General features: G+C 63.6%; 15 protein-coding genes and 2 pseudogenes. 6 read left to right on the forward strand and 11 right to left on the reverse strand.

Annotated elements, in window-relative coordinates:
• A pseudogene (locus QOC89_RS31215) lies at positions 1-441 on the reverse strand (cysteine dioxygenase); the annotation flags it as partial.
• A 156-nt stretch (positions 442-597) separates the two neighbouring features.
• Between QOC89_RS31215 and QOC89_RS31220 the strand changes: the two are divergent.
• The gene (locus QOC89_RS31220) at positions 598-1,593 is read left to right on the forward strand and encodes an LLM class flavin-dependent oxidoreductase (protein ID WP_323048571.1); all 996 of its coding nucleotides are present in this window, start codon (positions 598-600) and stop codon (positions 1,591-1,593) included.
• Positions 1,594-1,713: 120 nt separating this feature from the next.
• Here QOC89_RS31220 and QOC89_RS31225 read toward each other — a convergent pair.
• Positions 1,714-2,007 (reverse strand): annotated as a pseudogene (locus tag QOC89_RS31225) (alpha/beta hydrolase); the annotation flags it as partial.
• Positions 2,008-2,675: 668 nt separating this feature from the next.
• Between QOC89_RS31225 and glgC the strand changes: the two are divergent.
• The 4 genes from glgC to QOC89_RS31245 all read left to right on the forward strand — a co-directional run bounded on the left by glgC (position 2,676) and on the right by QOC89_RS31245 (position 7,504).
• Entirely contained in the window at positions 2,676-3,941 is a 1,266-nt protein-coding gene (gene glgC, locus QOC89_RS31230; protein ID WP_323048572.1) for a glucose-1-phosphate adenylyltransferase, read from the forward strand.
• A gap of 138 nt (positions 3,942-4,079) precedes the next feature.
• Positions 4,080-5,540, forward strand: a complete 1,461-nt coding sequence (gene glgA, locus QOC89_RS31235) for a glycogen synthase GlgA (protein ID WP_323048573.1) — start codon at positions 4,080-4,082, stop codon at positions 5,538-5,540.
• A gap of 307 nt (positions 5,541-5,847) precedes the next feature.
• Positions 5,848-6,714, forward strand: a complete 867-nt coding sequence (pdxY, locus tag QOC89_RS31240; RefSeq protein WP_323048574.1) for a pyridoxal kinase PdxY — start codon at positions 5,848-5,850, stop codon at positions 6,712-6,714.
• Positions 6,715-7,042: 328 nt separating this feature from the next.
• Entirely contained in the window at positions 7,043-7,504 is a 462-nt protein-coding gene (locus tag QOC89_RS31245; RefSeq protein ID WP_323048575.1) for a hypothetical protein, read from the forward strand.
• A gap of 596 nt (positions 7,505-8,100) precedes the next feature.
• On the opposite strand, the gene QOC89_RS31250 is transcribed toward QOC89_RS31245, so the two are convergent.
• Entirely contained in the window at positions 8,101-10,014 is a 1,914-nt protein-coding gene (locus QOC89_RS31250) for a DUF3857 domain-containing transglutaminase family protein (protein WP_323048576.1), read from the reverse strand.
• A 49-nt stretch (positions 10,015-10,063) separates the two neighbouring features.
• Positions 10,064-10,729 carry a hypothetical protein gene (locus QOC89_RS31255; RefSeq protein WP_323048577.1) on the reverse strand — a complete coding sequence of 222 codons (666 nt, stop codon included), beginning with the start codon at positions 10,727-10,729 and terminating at the stop codon, positions 10,064-10,066.
• Between the two features lie 317 nt (positions 10,730-11,046).
• Between QOC89_RS31255 and QOC89_RS31260 the strand changes: the two genes are divergently transcribed.
• On the forward strand, positions 11,047-11,184 hold the full coding sequence (locus QOC89_RS31260; RefSeq protein ID WP_179741783.1) for a hypothetical protein: 138 nt from the start codon (positions 11,047-11,049) through the stop codon (positions 11,182-11,184).
• Positions 11,185-11,470: 286 nt separating this feature from the next.
• On the opposite strand, the gene hutG is transcribed toward QOC89_RS31260, so the two are convergent.
• The 7 genes from hutG to hutH all read right to left on the reverse strand — a co-directional run bounded on the left by hutG (position 11,471) and on the right by hutH (position 19,816).
• Complete coding sequence (gene hutG / locus QOC89_RS31265) at positions 11,471-12,292, reverse strand: N-formylglutamate deformylase (RefSeq protein WP_323048578.1); 822 nt, start codon at positions 12,290-12,292, stop codon at positions 11,471-11,473.
• Positions 12,293-12,382: 90 nt separating this feature from the next.
• Positions 12,383-13,780, reverse strand: coding sequence for a formimidoylglutamate deiminase (locus QOC89_RS31270; RefSeq protein WP_323048579.1), 1,398 nt, complete (start codon positions 13,778-13,780; stop codon positions 12,383-12,385).
• Between the two features lie 10 nt (positions 13,781-13,790).
• Positions 13,791-15,014: an imidazolonepropionase gene (gene hutI, locus QOC89_RS31275; protein ID WP_323048580.1), complete on the reverse strand. Its 1,224-nt coding sequence runs from the start codon at positions 15,012-15,014 to the stop codon at positions 13,791-13,793.
• A gap of 126 nt (positions 15,015-15,140) precedes the next feature.
• Positions 15,141-15,743, reverse strand: coding sequence for a HutD family protein (locus tag QOC89_RS31280; RefSeq protein ID WP_323048581.1), 603 nt, complete (start codon positions 15,741-15,743; stop codon positions 15,141-15,143).
• A gap of 32 nt (positions 15,744-15,775) precedes the next feature.
• Positions 15,776-17,464: a urocanate hydratase gene (gene hutU / locus QOC89_RS31285; protein WP_323048582.1), complete on the reverse strand. Its 1,689-nt coding sequence runs from the start codon at positions 17,462-17,464 to the stop codon at positions 15,776-15,778.
• A gap of 95 nt (positions 17,465-17,559) precedes the next feature.
• A complete protein-coding gene (hutC, locus tag QOC89_RS31290) occupies positions 17,560-18,255 on the reverse strand; it encodes a histidine utilization repressor (RefSeq protein WP_323048583.1) in 696 nt (231 codons plus the stop codon).
• A gap of 37 nt (positions 18,256-18,292) precedes the next feature.
• A complete protein-coding gene (gene hutH / locus QOC89_RS31295; RefSeq protein ID WP_323048584.1) occupies positions 18,293-19,816 on the reverse strand; it encodes a histidine ammonia-lyase in 1,524 nt (507 codons plus the stop codon).
• Positions 19,817-19,821 lie beyond the last annotated feature (5 nt).

Here is a 19,821-nt window from a genome sequence, read left to right on the forward strand (position 1 = left end):
CATTCCAGATGTTCGGCAACACGTCGTTCGAGTAACCGGAGATAAAGGTTTTGCGGCCTCCGCTGGCGGGATAGACGGAACGCGTCACCGCGCCGATTTCCACCGTACACGTGAATGCCGAGCGACGTACGATCACCAAAAGCATTGCTCACGCGATGGATGTCGCCGATGCGCGGCGACACGGCGTCCACCGTGCCCGGTGTCGAGGCGTTTTGCCGCCCCCTCTTCCAGTACGCGATCTGACGTGAGGTGATATCCCTGCGCAATTTCCGCACCACGCAGCACGCCGATCAAACCCCATACGGTGTGATCGTGCACGGGCGTCGCTTGCCCCGCCCCCCAGACGAAACTGACGATTGAGAAGCGCTGCCGCGAGTCGGTGTGCAGCAGGAATTGCTGATAGGCAGCAAAATCAAGTAAAGACCACGCCATAGGCAACCAGACAAATAAGCGCCGCGCAGGCACCCTCCGCCTGAAAGGCAAAAGAAAACACCCCTCCCACGAAAGTGGACATCTCCACCCCATCTGCAGAAAACCCAAACCTTTGCCACAATGCCTCATCGCGCGAAAGCGCCCGAAACCGCAAACAAACAGAAAATGATCCCCTTCTCGGTCCTAGACCTATCGCCGGTCAACACCGGTGCCACCCCCGCGGACGCGTTCAAAAACACATTAGACCTCGCCCAGCACGCCGAAAACTGGAACTACCGCCGCTTCTGGCTCGCGGAACACCACAACATGACCGGCATCGCCAGCGCAGCCACCTCCGTGGTGATCGGCTACGTCGCCGGTGGAACCAGTAAAATCCGCGTCGGCTCCGGCGGCGTCATGCTGCCAAACCACGCACCGCTCGTCATCGCGGAACAATTCGGCACCCTCGCCTCGCTCTACCCGGATCGTATCGACCTGGGCCTCGGCCGCGCACCCGGCACCGATCAAAGCACCGCCCGCGCCCTGCGCCGCGATCTGCAAAACAGCGCCGACTCTTTCCCCGACGACGTCGTCGAGCTGCAACGCTATTTCGCCGACCCCGTGCCAGGCCAACGCATTCGCGCAGTCCCGGGCGCGGGTCTGCATGTGCCGCTATGGCTGCTCGGCTCGTCGCTGTTCAGCGCGCAACTGGCAGCGAGTCTCGGTCTGCCGTTCGCGTTCGCATCGCACTTCGCGCCCGACTACATGTTCAGCGCGCTCAAGGTCTATCGCGAACAATTCCGGCCGTCGACTACACTCGACAAACCGCACGCCATGGTCGGCGTCAACCTGTTCGCCGCAGATAGCAACGAGGAAGCGCAGCATCTGTTCACGTCGCTCCAGCAACAGTTCATCAACCTTCGGCGTGGCACGCCCGGTCAGTTGCAGCCGCCGGTCGAGCGGCTCGAAGCGTCGCAGATGGAGTTGAACGGCGTCGCGCATTCGCTCGCCTGCTCCGTGATCGGCGATCGCGATACGGTCCGCGAAGGACTGCTGTCAGTCATCGATCAGACCGGCGCGGATGAATTGATGCTGACCGCGCAAATCTACGATCACAAAGCGCGGCTGCGCTCGTTCGAAATCGCCGCGCAAGTACGCGAAGAGTTGAGCGCCGGCAAGTAACGTCGCCGGCAAGCGAGAAAAAAGGGCGGCCTGCATCAGCAAAAACCGCCCTTCTTTTTTGTCGATCGGGTGGCTTCCCTGTAGACGAACATCGGGTTACCCCGCCGCGATGCTCACTGCCAGCGCGGAATTCCACGCCACGATCTGCTTGCCGGGGCCGCGGCACATGCCCGCGGGCATCTGCACCCACGGCTCATAGTCCGCCCGCCACTGGCCCGCGTAATAGGTGGCCTGCTCGTAGCGGCGAATCCCGTCCGCAGTCGTCTTCAGTTCTCGCTCGTACCACTGGTCAACGGATAACGACGGTACACCCTTCGCCTTCCAGTCCTCGAGGCCAATCGGATTGACCAGCAGCAGTTGCTGCGTCTCATGCGGATACATCAGCGCATAGCGGATTGCGAGCATGCCGCCAGCAGTATTCGAAGCACTGACAGCACCAGCGGCACGAACCGGGCCATCCGCCACGGCGGCACTGACCGGCGTGGCGGCAAGCAAGCCTGGCGCCGCGGCTAGCACGCAGGCGCCCAACATGGCGAACAAAGACTGGCGGCGATATTCATCGATAGTGTTCTTGCAAAGAGAAATCAGCGGACAACATGCAGGCGGCGCACGCCGACAAGACAACGCGTGCGCCCCCGTTCAGAGCGCACGATTCCAGGACGCGCCGCCCGACTCTGCTGCCGCACGCGCAAGCTGATGGCGGAGCCGGCCGGTTTGGCACGCATATTGCGGCACTCCACTTCGCACCCTATGTGTCGTGGCGCACGGAGGCCGCGGATGCAAGGGTTGATCGTGCGCAAGTAGGCAAGCGACCGGCATCCGCACAATTCACACTTCTCGGCCGGGGCCAATCAGTGCTAGAACTAGCAGACGGCGCGGCGAAGACGGCGCCGCCTGGCAGCACGAATCATCAGCGTAGAGCAGCGCAACAGAAGCAGGCGAACGAGACATCCGGAGCATACAAATCAGCAACTATCTTGCATGGAACCGGAGTAAGCGCCATCGGGCCGGAGTCAACGCTAACGCGTTAGCTCCCGGCCGGCACGCTAACTCCCGGGTCGATGCGCTGCATGGAGACAGACATGGAAACGCCGGCACGGCTGAATGATCTGCAACGCACCACCCTCGCCATCGTCCTCGCGGGCGGACGGGGCACGCGGCTTGGGCCGCTCACCAACAAGCGCGTCAAACCGGCGGTGCACTTCGGCGGCAAATACCGGATCATCGACTTCGCGCTCTCCAATTGTCTGAACTCCGGCATCCGCCGCATCGCGGTGGTCACGCAATACAAGGCGCACTCGCTATTGCGCCACATGCAGCGCGGCTGGGGCTTCCTGCGCGGCGAATTCGGCGAATTCATCGATCTGTGGCCGGCGCAGCAGCGCGTGGAAGGTGCGCACTGGTACCGTGGCACCGCGGACGCCGTGTTCCAGAACCTCGACATCATCCGCTCGATCCGGCCGAAATACGTCGTGGTGCTGGCGGGTGACCACATCTACAAGATGGACTACACACGCATGATCGCGGACCACGCGGAAAGCGGCGCGGATTGCACGGTCGGCTGCATCGAGGTGTCGCGCATGGAGGCCGTCGCGTTCGGCGTGATGGCGGTGGATGAAAACCGCCGTGTGACCGGCTTCGTCGAAAAACCGGCCGATCCGCCGGCCATGCCGGGCCGCCCCGATTCGGCGCTCGCGAGCATGGGCATCTACGTGTTCAGCGTGGACTACCTGTATTCGCTGCTCGAGGAGAACATCTCGAGCGTCGATACCGATCACGACTTCGGCAAGGACATCCTGCCGCGCGTGGTCACGCAGGGCACGGCGATCGCGCATCCGTTCAGCATGTCGTGCGTGTCGTCGAGTCCGGACGTGGAACCCTATTGGCGCGACGTCGGCACGATCGACGCCTACTGGGCCGCCAACCTCGACCTCGCCTCCACCATTCCGACGCTCGACCTGTACGACCGCAACTGGCCGATCTGGACGTATCAGGAGCAGTTGCCGCCCGCCAAATTCGTCCGTGACATGAAAGGGTTGCAGGGCTCCGGCAACAATCTGATCGTGTGCGGCGGCTGTGTGATTTCGGGCTCGCAGATTTCGCGCTCCGTGTTGTCGTCGAACGTCAAAGTGAGTTCGTTCTGTAATATCAATGAGGCAGTCTTATTGCCGCAGGTCACCGTCGGCGCGAGCTGCCGGCTGCAAAAGGTGGTGGTGGACCGCGGCTGCGCGATTCCGGACGGCACGGTGATCGGCGAAGATCCGGTGGCCGACGCCGAACGCTTCTATCGCACCGACGACGGCGTCGTGCTGGTAACGCCCGAGGCACTGCGGCAGCAAGGGACCTGAGCCGCGCCGGAACGGCACAGCGAGTGTGACCAGACGGGCTGGCGGAGCCGCCGCCCGTTGGGCCGCTCCTGCAAGCCGTCAGGTAACCTCATGTGACCGTCACGCAAACCTCGCACTAACAGGAACGAGACCGAGCCTATGACGATTCGCGCCCTGCACGTCGCCAGCGAGTTGTATCCCCTCCTCAAAACGGGCGGTCTCGCCGACGTCGCGGGCGCGCTGCCGCCGGCGCTGATCGAGCTCGGCGCCGATGTGCGGGTGCTGCTGCCCGGCTTCCCGGCGGTGGTCGCCGGCTTGACCGAGTTGCGGCCGGTGGCGCAACTGGGCCGCCGTTTCGATTCGCCAGGCGTCGCGCTCGAACAGGGCACGCTGCCGTCGAACGGTCTGACCGTCTATGTGATCCGCGCCGCTACGCTGTACGACCGGCCCGGCAACCCCTATCTGAACGACGAACACGTGCCGTACGGCGATAACGCGCAACGTTTCGCGCTGCTCGGCTGGGTCGCCGCGCAACTGGCACAGCACCTCGACCCGGCGTGGGCGCCGCAGGTCGTCCACGCGCACGACTGGCACGCCGGGCTCGCGCCGGCCTATCTGAAGGCCGCTGAACGGCAGCACGGCCGCTCATTCGCGCGTAGCGTCTTCACGGTGCACAATCTCGCCTATCAGGGCGTTTTCCCGGCGCATCAGTTCGGCCAGCTGGCGTTGCCTGACGACTTCTTCAACATGCGCGGCGTCGAATTCTACGGGCAGTTGTCGTTCCTCAAGGCAGGCCTCTATTACAGCGACCGCATCACCACCGTCAGCCCGACCTACGCCCGCGAAATCCAGACACTCGCCCAGGGCGGCGGGTTGGACGGGTTGCTGCGCCATCGCTCGCACGATCTGAGCGGCATCCTGAACGGCGTCGACTACGCCGTGTGGAATCCCGCCACCGACGCACTGCTCGACGATCACTACACGGCCACTCGTCTGGCCGGCAAACTGGCCTGCAAGGAGGCGCTGCAGAAACGCTTCGGCCTTGCGCAGAAAAGCGATGCGCTGCTGTTCGGCGTGGTGAGCCGGCTGACCGAACAGAAAGGCCTCGACCTGCTGCTCGAGACGGTCCCCGAAATCGTCAAACGCGGCGGCCAGCTGGTGGTGTTCGGCACGGGCGATCCGGCGCTCGAACACGGTTTGAAACGGGTCGCGCATGCGCATCCGGAATCGGTGGCGGTCGAACTGGGTTTCGATGAAACGCTCGCGCACACGATCGTCGCCGGCAGCGACGTGATCGCGGTGCCGTCGCGCTTCGAGCCATGCGGGCTGACGCAACTGTATGCGCTGGCTTATGGGTCCCTGCCGCTCGTGCATTGCGTCGGCGGCCTGGCGGACACGGTGGTCGACGCGTCGCTCGAAAATCTCGCCGACGATCTCGCCACCGGCTTCGTGTTCGAACGATTCGAACCGAAAGGCCTGACGGCCGCGATCCGCCGCGCGTTTGCACTCCACGAGCGCCGCACCGAGTGGAAAGCCACGCAGCGTCGCGCGATGCGTCAGGATTTCGGCTGGGGCGCTTCGGCCGAGCGCTATCTGGCGTTGTATCGCGAACTCGTCTGAAGCGCGCCTGCGCAAGACTTCGCCGACGGCCCAATTGTCTCGAAGTCGGCTTTTGCGCAGCCCGGCACCCCGAGGAGCCGTTCGTCCTCGCGCCCGCTTCGTTTGATGGTTCGACGCAACAACACGGGGACCGATCACCTCGCCTGTGACAAACTCATGTATTGTTTCCTGACTACGCAGATTGCGTGTTTTCTTGCATCATCTGTCACAGTCATGCCGCTTCAGGCGCCCGGCCAAGGCCGGTTCGTTGCCGAGGCCATCCTTCCGCTCTCATTGATCGCGCATCACCGCTTGCGCGGGCCACACCATGACGAAAAACGTTCTGAGCATCCAGTCACATGTCGTCTTCGGGCACGCCGGTAACAGCGCGGCCGTGTTTCCGATCCGCCGGCTCGGCGTCAATGTCTGGCCGCTCAATACCGTCCAGTTCTCGAATCACACGCAGTACGGCCATTGGACCGGCGGTGCGATCGAGGCCTCGGAAATGGAAGAGCTGGTCGAGGGGATTGGCGCAATCGGCATGCTGCCGCGCTGCGACGCGGTGCTGTCCGGCTATCTGGGCACCCCTGAGCAGGCGCAATCGGTACTGGAAATCGTCAAGGTGGTGAAGGCTGCCAATCCCCGCGCGTGGTACTTCTGCGATCCGGTGATGGGCGCGGCGAGCGGTTGCAAGGTCGAACCGGGCATCCAGGAATTTCTGGTGCGCACCATGCCGGAGATGGCCGACGCGATGGCACCGAACCACACCGAGTTGCAACGGCTGGTGGGCCGCGAGATCGATACGCTCGAGGAAGCCGTGACCGCCTGCCGCGAGGTCATCGCCCGCGGGCCGAAGCTCATGCTGGTCAAGCATCTGCTCGATCGCAACAGTCCCGCCGACCGCTTCAACATGCTGGTCGTCACCGAGCGCGAGGCGTGGATGGGCCAGCGTCCGCTCTACCCGTTCGCGCGGCAGCCGGTGGGCGTCGGCGATCTGACGAGCGCGGTGTTTGTCGCGCGCACGCTGCTGGGCGATTCGATCCGCGCGGCCTTCGAACACACGCTGGCCGCCGTGAACGCGGTCGTCAAGGCGACCTGGCAGGCTGGGCGCTATGAACTTGAACTGGTGGCCGCGCAGAATGAAATCGCGCAACCGCGTGAATGGTTCGACGCCTGGGTGGCGGAGACAGCGTAGAACCGCGGTTGCATGGAGCGATTCGCTACGGTGCGCCTGAACACGCGCTGCGAATGATTTGACGGCTGTTGGTAGACACGGCGCAGCTCGGACAAGAGAATCCGCGGTTGCTCGAAGCGATCTCGTCACGGTCGCCCGAAGACGCGCTGCTTTGGGTACTTCCGCCGCACAGCACGATCTGCTCACGGGACAGGTGACCCACGTCTGTCAGACAGCCGCCCTATAATGCGTGCCGCGTGGGCGAGGCAAGCATCCGCCTACACCGCTTTTTTTCAGGCGTCCGGGCATCCGGGCGTCAGGCATCCGGCATTCAGCAGACGAGGCATCGATGGACGGTTATATCCGCAGCGAGCGGGAAGAATTTTTTGAGCAGTTGTGCATGAGCGTCGACGCGGACGAAGCGCACGAGCAGGAAGCGATCGAGTACTTCGAGAACCAGTTCGACCAGGCTGACTTCGATCCCGCACAGTGGCTCGACATCGCGCTCTATTACTCGCCGGCGGTGGCGCGCGGCATCGTCGAGATGGTGACGCCCGACGACAAGGCACGCAGCAACATCGCCGAAGTGATCGCCGACAACCTCGATATTTCGTACGGCGAGGACGAGTGCCAGAAGTTCGCCGAGACAATCGAATTCGCGCTCAACAATGGCGTGCCGGTGGACCTCGACCTGGTGCTCGACGGCTGCCAGCGCGCGATCGACGATCTCGACACCTGGGCCGATGAAGAGACCAAGGCGCCGCTGCTGCGTCTGCGTGAAGAGTTGCTGCGCCAGCAGGGCGAGCGCTGAGGGCGTTTGCCTGGCGTGCGTTTTTGTCCGCTGGCTTGACGTTTTGATTGGCGTGTTCGCGATGCACCCCTGCACCACTCCGTTTCGTAACCATATGCCGCAATCCGCACCTACGTGATGCTGCGCACTGGCAGTCAGCCCAAGCACCGCACTGCCTAAGCTGAAATGCTCATTCAAAGCGCCGCGAACTGCCAAGACGGTAGCAAATTGGCTTTCTATCTTCGCGCCAGATTGACCCGCATCTGAAGCCACTTCGCGTCCCCAATCCACCGAGAGGACTTCCTTCGGGACGGGGACTTTCTTCGGGAGGACTCCCTACGGGGCTATTCCCGGATTGTTTATGGCGTCCGATCATCTGTACTCTTATGATGCGCACCATGCGAAGTGGTCCAAAGCTCGCGCGCCGATCCAGCGTTACTGTGACCAGGAGCGGGAGGTAAGCGTCTCGTTCTGCCCATGGAGGCAGTGCTGTTTGTGCGGCAGTGGCGGTGTTTTTTACCGCCATTGCCGCTGCCGCAGCCGCAGCCGCAGCCACTGCCACAGCCAATCGCATTTGCCGTTGCCGTTGCCGTTGCCGAAGCCACTGCCCCACATGACTACCTGCCAACCTTGACCACCACCTCCGCATCGAGATCCCGTTCAATCCGGACAAGATCGTCCTTCACCTCGGCGAATTCATCGGCCGAACACATCTGGTGCCCAAACGTGGCGCGAAGGTGTCGCCTGACCTGCAGAACCCGCGCGCCAGAATCGAACACGTAGCGAGAAGAAAACTCGAAGAACCGATCCTTCACCGTGGCATCCGGCGGAACATCCGTCACGCGCGCGAAGCCCGGCAGCGCCATCTCCAGCGTCTCGTCGAATTCTCCGCCGATGCACGCCCATGGCTGCGTCCGGGCGGGCTCCGCAAGCCAAGTCTGCACCTGCCCCGCCATGCCGCCGGACAAACTGGTCAGCGCGGGCACGGCCGTCGTGCCGTCGGTCCAGACAAAGTGCTCGACGCGTCCTTGCATCGACGTGGAAAACGGGCCGCCGGTTGCGCTCACGTCGCCCACGCGCAACTGCGCGGTGCCATGCAAGCCGGTCAGCATGAGACGACTCGCCGCGATCTGTTGCGTACGCTGGCGCGTGGCCCGTCGAAACGTATTGCGTTCGAGCTCCGCGGTATAGCCATCGTCCTCCACGCGATAAGCGTAGTTCGCCGCCCCGCTCCCATCGATATCGATCTGCAGGCGCGCGGTGCGCTCGCGCAGTTGCGTGGCCGGTGTGCGCGACAACACCCCGGCATCGACCAGCAAGACCGGCCGGTCCATGACGCCCGGCGGCAAATAGCCAAAGCCGATCCCGCCCGCCGTGGTGTCGGCAAATAAAGACAACTCAGGAATCCAGACAATGGCATGATTGATCGCGCTTGCGCCGTATCCAGGCACCTCCGGCAAACTGTAGTAAGGCCCGAGATTGAGCAGCACGGCCTCACTACGAATCCCCACTGCGGCGAGCAGCGCGCCGTACAACGCGACGTGGTCCTTGCAGTCGCCGTAGCGGTTGTGCAGGATGTCGATCGCCTTGTGCGGGATCGCCGCCGTTTCGCCTAGAAACAGCGCGACGTAGCGAATATTCAAACGCATCCAGTCGTACAGGATCTGCGCTTTTGCGCGCGGGTCGCTGGCCTCGGCGGTCAGGCTCTGCGCGAGTCGAACGATCGCCGGGTCGCTCGCCGTCGCGTCGGCGGCGGGACCGCGATAGCGCGCGGCAAAACTCGCGAAGTCCGGCACCGTCGACACCATCAACCGGTCGCCCCAGTTCGCATAGCCCACCGCACCCGCTTCGAGCGGCGCATAGGCGCCGTGCCGGTAGTCGAACTCGTAGCGGGTACGGCCGTTTGCCGTCACGGGCGGCACCGCGACGTAGCCACGCGCATCGGCATAAAGCGGCACGTCGGCGGGCAGGTCGAAGATCAGACGCTGCATCTCGACCGGGTCGCGCGTCGGTTCGACCAGGTAGGCGAAGGTGCCGGCCTGCAGGGGCTTCGTGCGAGTCTTGCGAAACGCCAGGTGCACGCGCGAGCCAGGCTCGACGCCCGGAAAGATCACCGTGCGCAGCACCCCGTCTTCGAAACTCGGCGCGCCCGCCGAGCGTGGCTCCTGCACGTCGCGGATCGCCTCCGGGCCGACCGGATGCGCGACGCCGTTCGGGTCGATCGTTTCGGTGCTCAGCAATTGCACCTGCTCGATATCCTTGTTGAACCACACGTAGCGTTGCGCAATATCGTCGACGCCGCTCGTCGTGTTGGCCCGCAGGACCGTGTCGTCGTGTTCTTCGACGGAACCGTCTTTCTGGATCACGAAAAGATGGACGTCGCGCTCCATCGTCGAGGGGGCGAGGTCGTCGTTGGGGATGCTTGAGGTGCTCGATGTGCTTGAGGGGCCCCCCTCAGCCTGCGAGACGGTTGCGCATGCAACCAGCGCCAACGCGGCGGCCAGCTTGATGAACGGAGCGCAGCGCATCATGCGCGACGCGCCCTGCCCCGTGCGCATTGCGCGAGCGCCCGCGCGGATATCAATCCCCCTCCCCGATTTGCCCAAGCAACGCCTGCAAGCGCTCCACATGCCTGAGCAGCAAATGCCGATGCTTTTCGATCTGCTCCAGCCGGCCGGCCAGGTCGGCCTGAATCGGATCGTCGAGATCGGCAGCGGCGATCACCTCTTCCACTTTCGAGCGCATCGTCGCAAGCTCCACCGGCGCATGACTCAAATGCCGCTCGAAGCGCCGCACATCCTGCATCGCCAGATCGCGGACCTTGCGAAAATGCGCCTGACGCCGATGCATTTCGGCGTCGAGCGTCTCTTCTTCCATGCGTTTGGCCGGGCCCGTCTGGCCGAAAATCGGCTCGGGCGGCCGCAGCACGGTCTTCTTGCGCACCGGATGCGCGGTGCCGCGAAAGCGTGCAAGCGGCTGTTCATTGTCGATGGCTTCGCGCGCCTTGGCCGGTATCTCCTGTTCCGTGTGCGACACGTTCATCCAGCCATTGGGCAAGCCCGTCACGGCCTCGATACCGCGCACGAACTCCTCGCTGAATTCGCGCTGACCGGACAACATCAATTTCAGGTAGCTGGCGGAAAAGGTCATCATGCGCGCGAGACGCGTCGCCGCGCCAACCTCGCGGGTCAGCAGCACCAGGTTCGCTCGCCAGACCGGGAGCAGGTGTTCGTCGGAATCTTCCATCGCTGGGTCTTCCATCTTTTGCCCGATGTAGGGACGACGCGCTGCACACGCGTCATCGATTTGAAAGGGTAGCCGCTTCACGGCGTGGCGCGCAATCCCGGAGCGAACATATGGCGGATGGAGATATGTTGAAATTACACGCTACGCCGCGCCGCCGCGCAGGGATAAAACGCCCCGAAGCTCGCCGTTTTTGAGTTGACCCATGCATTCGCTCTGCGTTCCTGTGCTGAGCGCGCGATCTGTGGCATCCTTTTGCGCCGCTGCGGCACGCTTCGTGCTCCAGCTTTAGCACCATCACGTCGATTAAGGATTTTGTAATGAAGAAAATCATTCTTGCCCTCGCAGCCTCCGTCGCTGCCCTCAGCGCGATCGCTCCCGCCCAGGCCTACGAGCATCATCACAAGGAATGCCACAAAGTGCGCGTCCACCATCATTGGGAAAACCGCTGCCATTGATGGTCAGGGTGCGCCCGCGAGGGTGAATCGGAAGCCCCGCTCCATGCGGGGTTTTTTTACGCCCGGGGCGCGCGTGCCGGGAGGTTTCGCAACGCTCTATAAGTTCTGCGCGAAAGCGCCAGCATGCAATCACGGACACATGCTGTTACACCTTTGCGGTGTGAGGGGATGCGTCAAGGCGAAGTCAAGGCGCCGCGCGCAACGCGAAGCGTCATGAGCGCCGTAGGGAGATAGATGAAAAACAACCACAGCGGCGCCGACCGGGTCGACGCGCGCGAGCGGTAGGTCAAGCGGCCTTGACGCGCTCCAAAGCCGTCACCACCAGTTCTTCAAGCAGAGGCTGGACCTTCACGGCCAGTGTTTCGTCGTACGCATAGGGCATCTGCTCCTCCATATACGTAATCTGCGACAACTCGAGCTGTACCGCGTGCACACCCTGCGAGGGCTGCCCATACTGCCGCGTAATATAGCCGCCCTTGAAGCGCCCATTGGCAACCGCGGAATACCCGCCATGCCGCTCGACCACCGCGGCCAGTTCCTCACCCAATCCCGCCACCGCGCTCGCACCATTCGAGGTGCCGAAATTGAAATCCGGCAGACGTCCTTCGAAGAACCGCGGCACATGCGAGCGGATCGAATGCGCCTCCCACAGCAGCACCTTGCCGTGCTTCGCCTTCAGCGCGGCAAGCTCGCCCATCAACGTATCGTGATAAGGCTTCCAATAGGCATCGCGCCGGCGTGCGACCTCGGCGTCGGCCGGCAGATGGCCTTCGAGGTACAAGGGTTCCTTGTCGAAGGTATCGACCGGCAGCAAACCGGTGGTGTCCTGCCCCGGATAGAGATTCGCGCCATCGGGCGGGCGGTTCAGATCGATCACATAACGCGCGTACGTCGGCGCCAGGATCGACGCGCCCATGCGCCTCGCAAACGCGTAGAGACGGTCGAGGTGCCAGTCGCAGTCGTCGGTACGTTGTGCGGCCGGGGTCATCGTCGCGGCGATATCGGCGGGAATCCGCGTGCCCAGATGCGGGATCGAGATCAGCAACGGCAGGCTGCCCTGATGCAGCGATAAAACCGGCGGAGTAGTTGCAATAGACGAAGCAGTCATGTCAGTCCGGAATCGATGGGATCGAAGGAAATCTCAGTGTATTCGGCAATTCACCCGAGCATTTTGCTTCAGCAAGGGGCATTCAGCCGCTCACCTGAGCAAATCGGCGAGCGCCGCACGATAGCGCGCGTAAGCCCCCTCTTCATCGCGATGCCGACGGTTGTCGACGACCTTGTCGCCGCCCGTGTAGACGTCGCGAATCGGCGTCTCGCCATGCTCGCAGAATACAACGCCCGAGAGCCACGCGTTCGGCGCGTGCTCGGCGATGCTCGAATGATCCGGATCGAGCACCAGGCAGTCGGCACGCCGGCCGGCTTGCAGCGCGCCGACGGCACGGCCGCTTGCATGCGCGCCGCCTTCGAGCGCGGCGCCGAACAGACGATCTGCCACATGCGTGGCCTCTGCCGAGGCCAGCACGTTGCGCTGACGCCGCGTAAGCCGCTGGCCGTATTCGAGCAAACGCAATTCCGCCCGCCAGTCGACGCCGATATGACTATCCGAACCGACGCCGATGCGCCCCTGCGCATCGAGATACGCGTGCGCCGGAAAAATGCCGTCGCCGAGATTGGCTTCGGTGGTCAAACACAAACCGGCGACCGCGCCGCTTTTCGCGAGCGCAAGCGTTTCGTTCGCATCGACGTGCGTGGCATGCACGAGGCACCAGCGGCTATCGACATTGAAGCGATCGAGCAGCCATTGCACCGGCCGCGCCCCTTCGGTTTCGAGGCAGTCGTCGACTTCGGCGGTTTGCTCGGCGATATGGATGTGAACCGGCGCGCTTCTATCGATACCGCTCAGCAATTCATGCAACGAGTCGGCCGATACCGCGCGCAACGAATGCGGCGCCACGCCATAACGCAACGCCGCGCTCTCAGGCCGCGCCGCGCGCACCGTGCCGAGCAGGTCGAGCAGACTCTCCGGCGTATTGATGAAGCGCCGCTGATCTTCGCGCGGTGCACGCGAACCGAAACCGCTGTACTGATACAGCACGGGCAGCATCGTCATGCCGATGCCGCTCGTCGAAGCCGCGTCCACCACACGCTGCGCCAGCTCCGCCTGGTTCGGATAGCGGCTGCCATCCGGCGTGTGATGCACGTAGTGGAATTCACAGACCGACGTATAGCCCGCTTTCAACATCTCGATATACAACCACTGCGCGACGGCAGCGAGTCCTTCCGGCGTGATCCGCGCGGCAAACCGATACATCAGATCGCGCCAGCTCCAGAAGTTATCGGTGGCCGCTGTGCCCGCTGCGGCGCGATATTCGGTGAGGCCGGCCATCGCGCGTTGAAACGCATGCGAGTGAAGATTCGGCATGCCGGGCAATACAGGACCAGCGGCTTTTTCAACGCCGTCAGGAACCCGGGCCGTATCGGGCGTAACCGACGTCAGCGTGCCATGGGCGTCCCATTCCAGCAGTACGTTGCGGCGCCAGCCATCGGGCAGATAGGCGTGCGCGGCGAATAGCGATTGGTTTGCTTGCATCATCTCTCAGACCCTAGCTCAATTCACGCCGTGTATAAACGGTCTCGCCCGCGCGCACGACTCGCGCGCACAACGGACGCCCAATCCAGTAAGCCAGCTCGGCCAGCGTGGCGACCGACCACACCGCGAAATCCGCCGCGCGTCCTGCTTCCAGCGAACCGTGTATCTCCGCTTTGCCGAGTGCTTGCGCCGCGTGCGCGGTCACGCCTTGCAGCACTTCGGGCACGGTCATGCGGAACAGCGTGGTCGCCATGTTCATCATGAGCAGCAGCGACGTGGTGGGTGAGGTGCCCGGATTGCTGTCGGTGGAAATCGCGATCGGCACTTGATAGCGCCGCAGCAAGTCCAAAGGCGGCAGTTGCGTCTCACGGATGAAGTAGTACGCGCCGGGCAGCAGTACGGCGACGGTGCCGGACGCTTTCATCGCGGCGACGCCCGCTTCGTCGAGAAATTCGAGGTGATCCGCGGACAGCGCGTGATGGCGCGCGGCCAATGCCGTGCCGCCGCCGTTCGACAACTGCTCGGCGTGCATTTTCACCGGCAATTTATGGCGCTCGGCAGCTTTGAACACACGCTCGCTTTGTTCCAGCGAAAAACCGATACGCTCGCAAAACACGTCGACGGCGTCGACCAGGCCTTCGTCGGCGAGCGCGGGCAGCATCGTGTTGCAGACTTCGTCGATATAGGCGTCGGCCCTTCCCGCGAATTCGGGCGGCAATGCGTGCGCACCGAGAAACGTCGTATAGACCGTCACCGGATAGCGCTCGCCCAACTGGCGCGCGACGCGCAGCATCTTGCGTTCGTTGGCGAGATCGAGCCCGTAGCCGGATTTGATTTCGATCGCCGTCACACCCTCGGCGAGCAGCGGTTCGAGACGCGCGGCCGACTGGCGGAACAGCGAGTATTCGTCGGCAGCTCGCGTGGCGCGCACCGTCGAGACAATACCGCCGCCCTGCCGCGCGATTTCCTCGTAGCTGACACCCGCGAGGCGCTGCGCGAATTCATCGGCGCGCTGGCCGCCGTACACCAGATGCGTATGGCAATCGACGAGACCCGGCGTCACCCACGCACCGTGCAGATCTTCGCGCGGCCATGCGGTGTAACTGGCGGGTAATTCGGCGGCCGCGCCGAGCCATGCGATTTTGCCGTCTTCGACGGCAATCGCGGCATCGGGCAGCGTGTGTTGGGGATCGCCCTGGGGGCACAGTTTCAGGTGATGCCAGACGGTTTGCTTCATCGCGTGCTCTTTGCAGCTCGTTGCGTGTCTGTGGTGGTTCGCGGCGCGCTTCGCCTGGCTTGCTTCGTCAGGCTTGCTTCGTCAGGCTTTAAGCGCGTACGCGAATCGTCGTCATTGTTACGCTCATCACGTATAGCGGATTCTGATCGCGAGCAATGCGCCCGTGCCTTCGACCACGCACGACAGTGCGTTCGGTGTGTCGATGCGCAGCGTGTCGCCGGCTTCAAGCACGCGCGGTTGAGCGGCGCCGCCGTGCGCGACCTGAACCGAACCGCTTGCGCAGAACAACAGCACCACGTCGGCGGATAAAGTGCGCTGCGTCGCGCCGCGCCACACTTCTGTTTCGCCCACGGCCGCGCTGCGGCGGACCATCAGGTTGAAGTCGCGCGTGGCGCCGTCGACGAGGCGTGCATCGATCCGCGCTTCGCCCGCAAACCGTGCGATGTCGAGCGGCTGGGTCAACGCATGGGTCTTCACGGCGTGCGCGTCGGTGCCGTCGGTTTCGTCGAGCAACATGCCCGCGCCGGACAACAGCACCAACGTGCGGTCGATCCCCGCAAAAGCCGAGAACGGACCGGCCTGCGCGACGTCGGCAATGCTCACGCGCCACGTGAATGTGTCCAACCCCGCGTTCGGCGGAAACGCCGCCACCTCACGCGTGACGCCGCCGCCGTTCTTCCACGGCGCCGCCACGAGTTCGGCGCCGCGAATCAGCGTCGTGCTTGCCATGTTATCGACCAGCGGGCTCTGAAGCGCCACGATCAACGGCCCAGCATCGGCAGATTCAAACCTGCCTCGCGCGCCGTTTGCCGGGCGAGTTCATAGCCCGCATCCGCGTGACGCATCACACCGGTCGCCGGGTCGTTGAACAGTACGCGGCCGAGGCGCTCCTTCGCAGCATCCGTACCGTCGGCGACGATCACGACGCCCGAGTGCTGGCTGAAGCCCATGCCGACGCCGCCGCCATGATGCAGCGAGACCCACGACGCGCCGCCTGCCGTGTTCAGCAGTGCGTTGAGCAAGGGCCAGTCGCTGACCGCGTCCGAGCCGTCCTTCATCGATTCGGTTTCGCGATTCGGGCTCGCCACCGACCCGGTATCGAGGTGATCGCGGCCGATCACGATCGGCGCCTTCAGCTCGCCGCTCCTGACCATTTCGTTGAAGGCCTGGCCCAAACGATAACGGTCTTTAACGCCGACCCAGCAGATCCGCGCCGGCAGACCCTGGAACGCAATGCGTTCGCGCGCCATGTCGAGCCAGTTGTGCAGATGCGGATCGTCGGGGATCAGTTCCTTGACCTTCGCATCGGTCTTGTAAATGTCCTCCGGATCGCCCGACAGCGCGACCCAACGGAACGGGCCCTTGCCTTCGCAGAACAACGGACGGATATACGCCGGCACGAAGCCCGGGAAATCGAACGCGTTTTCCACGCCCATTTCCAATGCCATCTGACGGATGTTGTTGCCGTAGTCGAGCGTGGCCGCGCCGCGTTCCTGCAGCGTGAGCATCGCTTGCACCTGCTTGGCCATCGACTGCTTGGCGGGCAGCACGATGCTGTCCGGCACGGTCTTCATACGCTCGCGCCAGTCTTCGACATTCCAGCCTTGCGGCAGGTAACCGTGAATCGGATCGTGCGCGCTGGTTTGATCGGTCACGCAATCCGGCGTGATGCCACGCGTCACGCATTCAGCGAACAGATCCGCTGCATTGCCGAGCAGACCGATCGACACCGGCTTGCCCGCTTTCTTCGCTTCGTCGAGCATGGCGAGCGCTTCGTCGAGCGTCTGCGCTTTCTTGTCGACGTAACGCGTCTTCAGCCGGAAGTCGATGCGCGTTTCATCGCATTCCACCGCGATCATCGAGAAGCCCGCCATGGTCGCTGCCAGCGGCTGCGCGCCGCCCATGCCGCCGAGACCGCCGGTCAGAATCCAGCGGCCCGACGGATCGCCGTTGAAATGCTGATTCGCCACCGAGAAGAACGTTTCGTAGGTGCCCTGCACGATGCCCTGGCTGCCGATGTAGATCCAGCTGCCCGCGGTCATCTGCCCGTACATCATCAAGCCCTTGCGGTCGAGTTCGTGGAAGTGTTCCCACGTCGCCCAATGCGGCACCAGATTCGAATTCGCCAGCAAGACGCGCGGTGCGTCCGCATGCGTGCGAAACACGCCGACCGGCTTGCCCGATTGAATGAGCAACGTCTCGTCTTCGTTCAGGTCCTTCAGCGAGGTGAGGATCTGATCGAAGCAATCCCAGTTTCGCGCCGCACGTCCGATCCCGCCGTACACGACCAGCGCATGCGGATGCTCGGCGACTTCCGGGTCCAGATTGTTCTGGATCATCCGGTACGCGGCTTCCGCGATCCAGGTCTTGCAGGTTTTTTCCGCGCCGCGCGGTGCGCGGATCGTGCGGGTCGGGTCCAGACGCGGGTCGATGTGTTTCGGGTTGTTCATGGTGGCCCTCGGAATGCGTGAAAATGTTCGGGAGAAGTGCTAAAAAACGAGTCGAAAAATGAATCTGGAAAACGGCTCTGACAACCGCGGCGCAATCAGAAATGTCCGGTGAAACGATAGCGGCTGCCCGGATGCCAGAGATTGGCGATCGAAGCGACCTGGCTTTGCGACCACGTGCGCCGATGCAGCACGAGACACGGTTCGAGTTCCTCCATGGTCAGCAGCTCGCGCGTATCCGCGTCCGCCGCCAATGCTTCGATGCGGTACTCGACGCGCTGCAGCGGCGCCACGCGCACCAGATACTGATTCGGCGTGGTGTTCGTGAAGTCCTGCAACCCATACTCGGGCGCGACCGCCGGGTTGACCCAGCGCTCTTCGAGCTGCACGGGTTCGTCGTTTTCGAAATGCAGCACGCGTGAATGAAACACCGGACTGCCCGCGCTCACCTGCATTTCTTCGGCAAGCGCTTCGTCAGCGATGCTCGCGCCGATGTGCAGCACCTTTGCCTGATAACCATGACCACGCGCGACGATCTCGTCGGAGATGCTGCGGATCGCCACGAGTGTCGATTCGTACTTGGGCCGGGCCACGAACGTGCCCGAGCCCTGCACGCGCGTGAGCACCTGCTCCGAAGTCAACTCGCGCAACGCGCGGTTGACCGTCATGCGCGCGACGTTGAATTCGCGCGCGAGTTCGTTTTCGGAGGGCACCTGGTCGCCTTCAGCCCATTCGCCCGCATGAATGCGGCCGAGGATGAAGTCCTTGATGCCCTGGTAAGCCGGTGCGTTCATTGGCTGGATTGGCGTGCTTGAAACGGGTGGTTCGAGCTTACTGCTCAGAGGCGAACGAGAACGGGCTCAGCTTCGCGATCGTGCCGTTCTGCACGAGACGCGTCACCGCCTCGATATCCGGCGCGAAATAGTGATCGAGCTCGTAATGCGCGACGTCCTTGCGCACGGCGTCCATCACTTTCTGCAGGCTCGGGCTGGTCTTGTGCGGCGCGCGCAGATCGACGCCCTGTGCCGCGGCGAGCAACTCGATCGACAGGATGTTCGCCACGTTTTCAGCGATGTCACCGAGCTTGCGCGCGGCGAACGTCGCCATTGAAACGTGATCTTCCTGGTTCGCGGAGGTCGGCAGCGAATCGACCGAAGCCGGATGCGCGAGCGTCTTGTTCTCGGAGGCGAGCGCGGCAGCCGTCACGTGAGCGATCATGAAGCCGGAATTCACGCCGCCGTCGCGCACGAGGAACGGCGGCAGGCCCGACAACGTCGTGTCGATCAGGAGCGCGATGCGGCGCTCGGCCAATGCGCCGATTTCAGCGACGGCGAGCGCGAGGTTGTCGGCCGCGAACGCAACCGGCTCAGCGTGGAAGTTGCCGCCCGACAGCACTTCACCCGTGTCCGGGAAAATCAGCGGATTGTCGGAGACGGCGTTGGCTTCCAGCAGCAGCACGTCGGCCGCATGGCGCATCTGATCCAGACACGCGCCCATCACTTGCGGCTGGCAACGCAGGCTGTACGGGTCCTGCACCTTGTCGCAATCGGCGTGCGAGACATTGATGCCCGAGCCTTGCAACAACGAGCGGTACGCCGTGGCCGCGTCGATCTGACCTTGATGGCCGCGCAGTTCGTGAATGCGCGCGTCGAACGGCTTGACCGACCCCGCGGCTGCGTCCACGGACAACGCGCCCGCCACCAGGGCGGTGCGGTACAGGTCTTCGATGGCGAACATGTTGTAGAGCGCGAGCGCCGTCGACGCCTGGGTGCCGTTGAGCAGCGCCAGACCTTCCTTCGCCTGCAATGTAAGCGGCTTCAGCCCGACCAGTGCGAGGCCTTCGGTGGCCGGCATGCGCTCGCCCTTCGCGAACACTTCGCCGACGCCGAGCAAGGTGGCCGACATATGCGCGAGCGGCGCGAGGTCGCCCGATGCGCCGACCGAGCCCTTGACCGGAATCACCGGCAGCACGTCGGCGTTGTACAGCGTGATCAGTGCTTCCATCACTTCGCGGCGGATGCCCGAATGGCCGCGGCCGAGGCTCGACAGCTTCAGCGCGATCAACAGACGCACGACGGGACGCGACATCGGCGCACCCACGCCGACCGCGTGCGACAGCACCAGATTGCGTTGCAACAGCTCGAGCTGGTCGTGCGGAATGTGCGTGCTGGCAAGACGCCCGAAGCCCGTGTTGATGCCATAGGCCGGCTCACCCTTTGCGGCGATGTCGGCGACGGCTTTGGCGCAGGCGTCGATGGCGGCGTGGCTGGCGGGATCGAGTTGCAGCGCCACGTGCTCGCGTGCGATCTGGCGCAGTTGCGGGAGGGTCAGGTAGCCGGGCTTCAGAATCATCATGATGT

This window comes from Paraburkholderia sp. (genome assembly GCF_034668105.1).
In the GTDB taxonomy this organism is placed as follows: Bacteria; Pseudomonadota; Gammaproteobacteria; order Burkholderiales; family Burkholderiaceae; genus Paraburkholderia.

What these genes read in the sequence shown, in the direction of transcription:
- QOC89_RS31220 (WP_323048571.1), top strand. Translation starts at nt 598, where the DNA reads ATGATCCCCTTCTCGGTCCTAGACCTATCGCCGGTCAACACCGGTGCC.
- glgC (WP_323048572.1), top strand. Translation starts at nt 2,676, where the DNA reads ATGGAAACGCCGGCACGGCTGAATGATCTGCAACGCACCACCCTCGCC.
- glgA (WP_323048573.1), top strand. Translation starts at nt 4,080, where the DNA reads ATGACGATTCGCGCCCTGCACGTCGCCAGCGAGTTGTATCCCCTCCTC.
- pdxY (WP_323048574.1), top strand. Translation starts at nt 5,848, where the DNA reads ATGACGAAAAACGTTCTGAGCATCCAGTCACATGTCGTCTTCGGGCAC.
- QOC89_RS31245 (WP_323048575.1), top strand. Translation starts at nt 7,043, where the DNA reads ATGGACGGTTATATCCGCAGCGAGCGGGAAGAATTTTTTGAGCAGTTG.
- QOC89_RS31250 (WP_323048576.1), bottom strand. Translation starts at nt 10,014, where the DNA reads ATGATGCGCTGCGCTCCGTTCATCAAGCTGGCCGCCGCGTTGGCGCTG.
- QOC89_RS31255 (WP_323048577.1), bottom strand. Translation starts at nt 10,729, where the DNA reads ATGGAAGATTCCGACGAACACCTGCTCCCGGTCTGGCGAGCGAACCTG.
- QOC89_RS31260 (WP_179741783.1), top strand. Translation starts at nt 11,047, where the DNA reads ATGAAGAAAATCATTCTTGCCCTCGCAGCCTCCGTCGCTGCCCTCAGC.
- hutG (WP_323048578.1), bottom strand. Translation starts at nt 12,292, where the DNA reads ATGACTGCTTCGTCTATTGCAACTACTCCGCCGGTTTTATCGCTGCAT.
- QOC89_RS31270 (WP_323048579.1), bottom strand. Translation starts at nt 13,780, where the DNA reads ATGATGCAAGCAAACCAATCGCTATTCGCCGCGCACGCCTATCTGCCC.
- hutI (WP_323048580.1), bottom strand. Translation starts at nt 15,014, where the DNA reads ATGAAGCAAACCGTCTGGCATCACCTGAAACTGTGCCCCCAGGGCGAT.
- QOC89_RS31280 (WP_323048581.1), bottom strand. Translation starts at nt 15,743, where the DNA reads ATGGCAAGCACGACGCTGATTCGCGGCGCCGAACTCGTGGCGGCGCCG.
- hutU (WP_323048582.1), bottom strand. Translation starts at nt 17,464, where the DNA reads ATGAACAACCCGAAACACATCGACCCGCGTCTGGACCCGACCCGCACG.
- hutC (WP_323048583.1), bottom strand. Translation starts at nt 18,255, where the DNA reads ATGAACGCACCGGCTTACCAGGGCATCAAGGACTTCATCCTCGGCCGC.
- hutH (WP_323048584.1), bottom strand. Translation starts at nt 19,816, where the DNA reads ATGATGATTCTGAAGCCCGGCTACCTGACCCTCCCGCAACTGCGCCAG.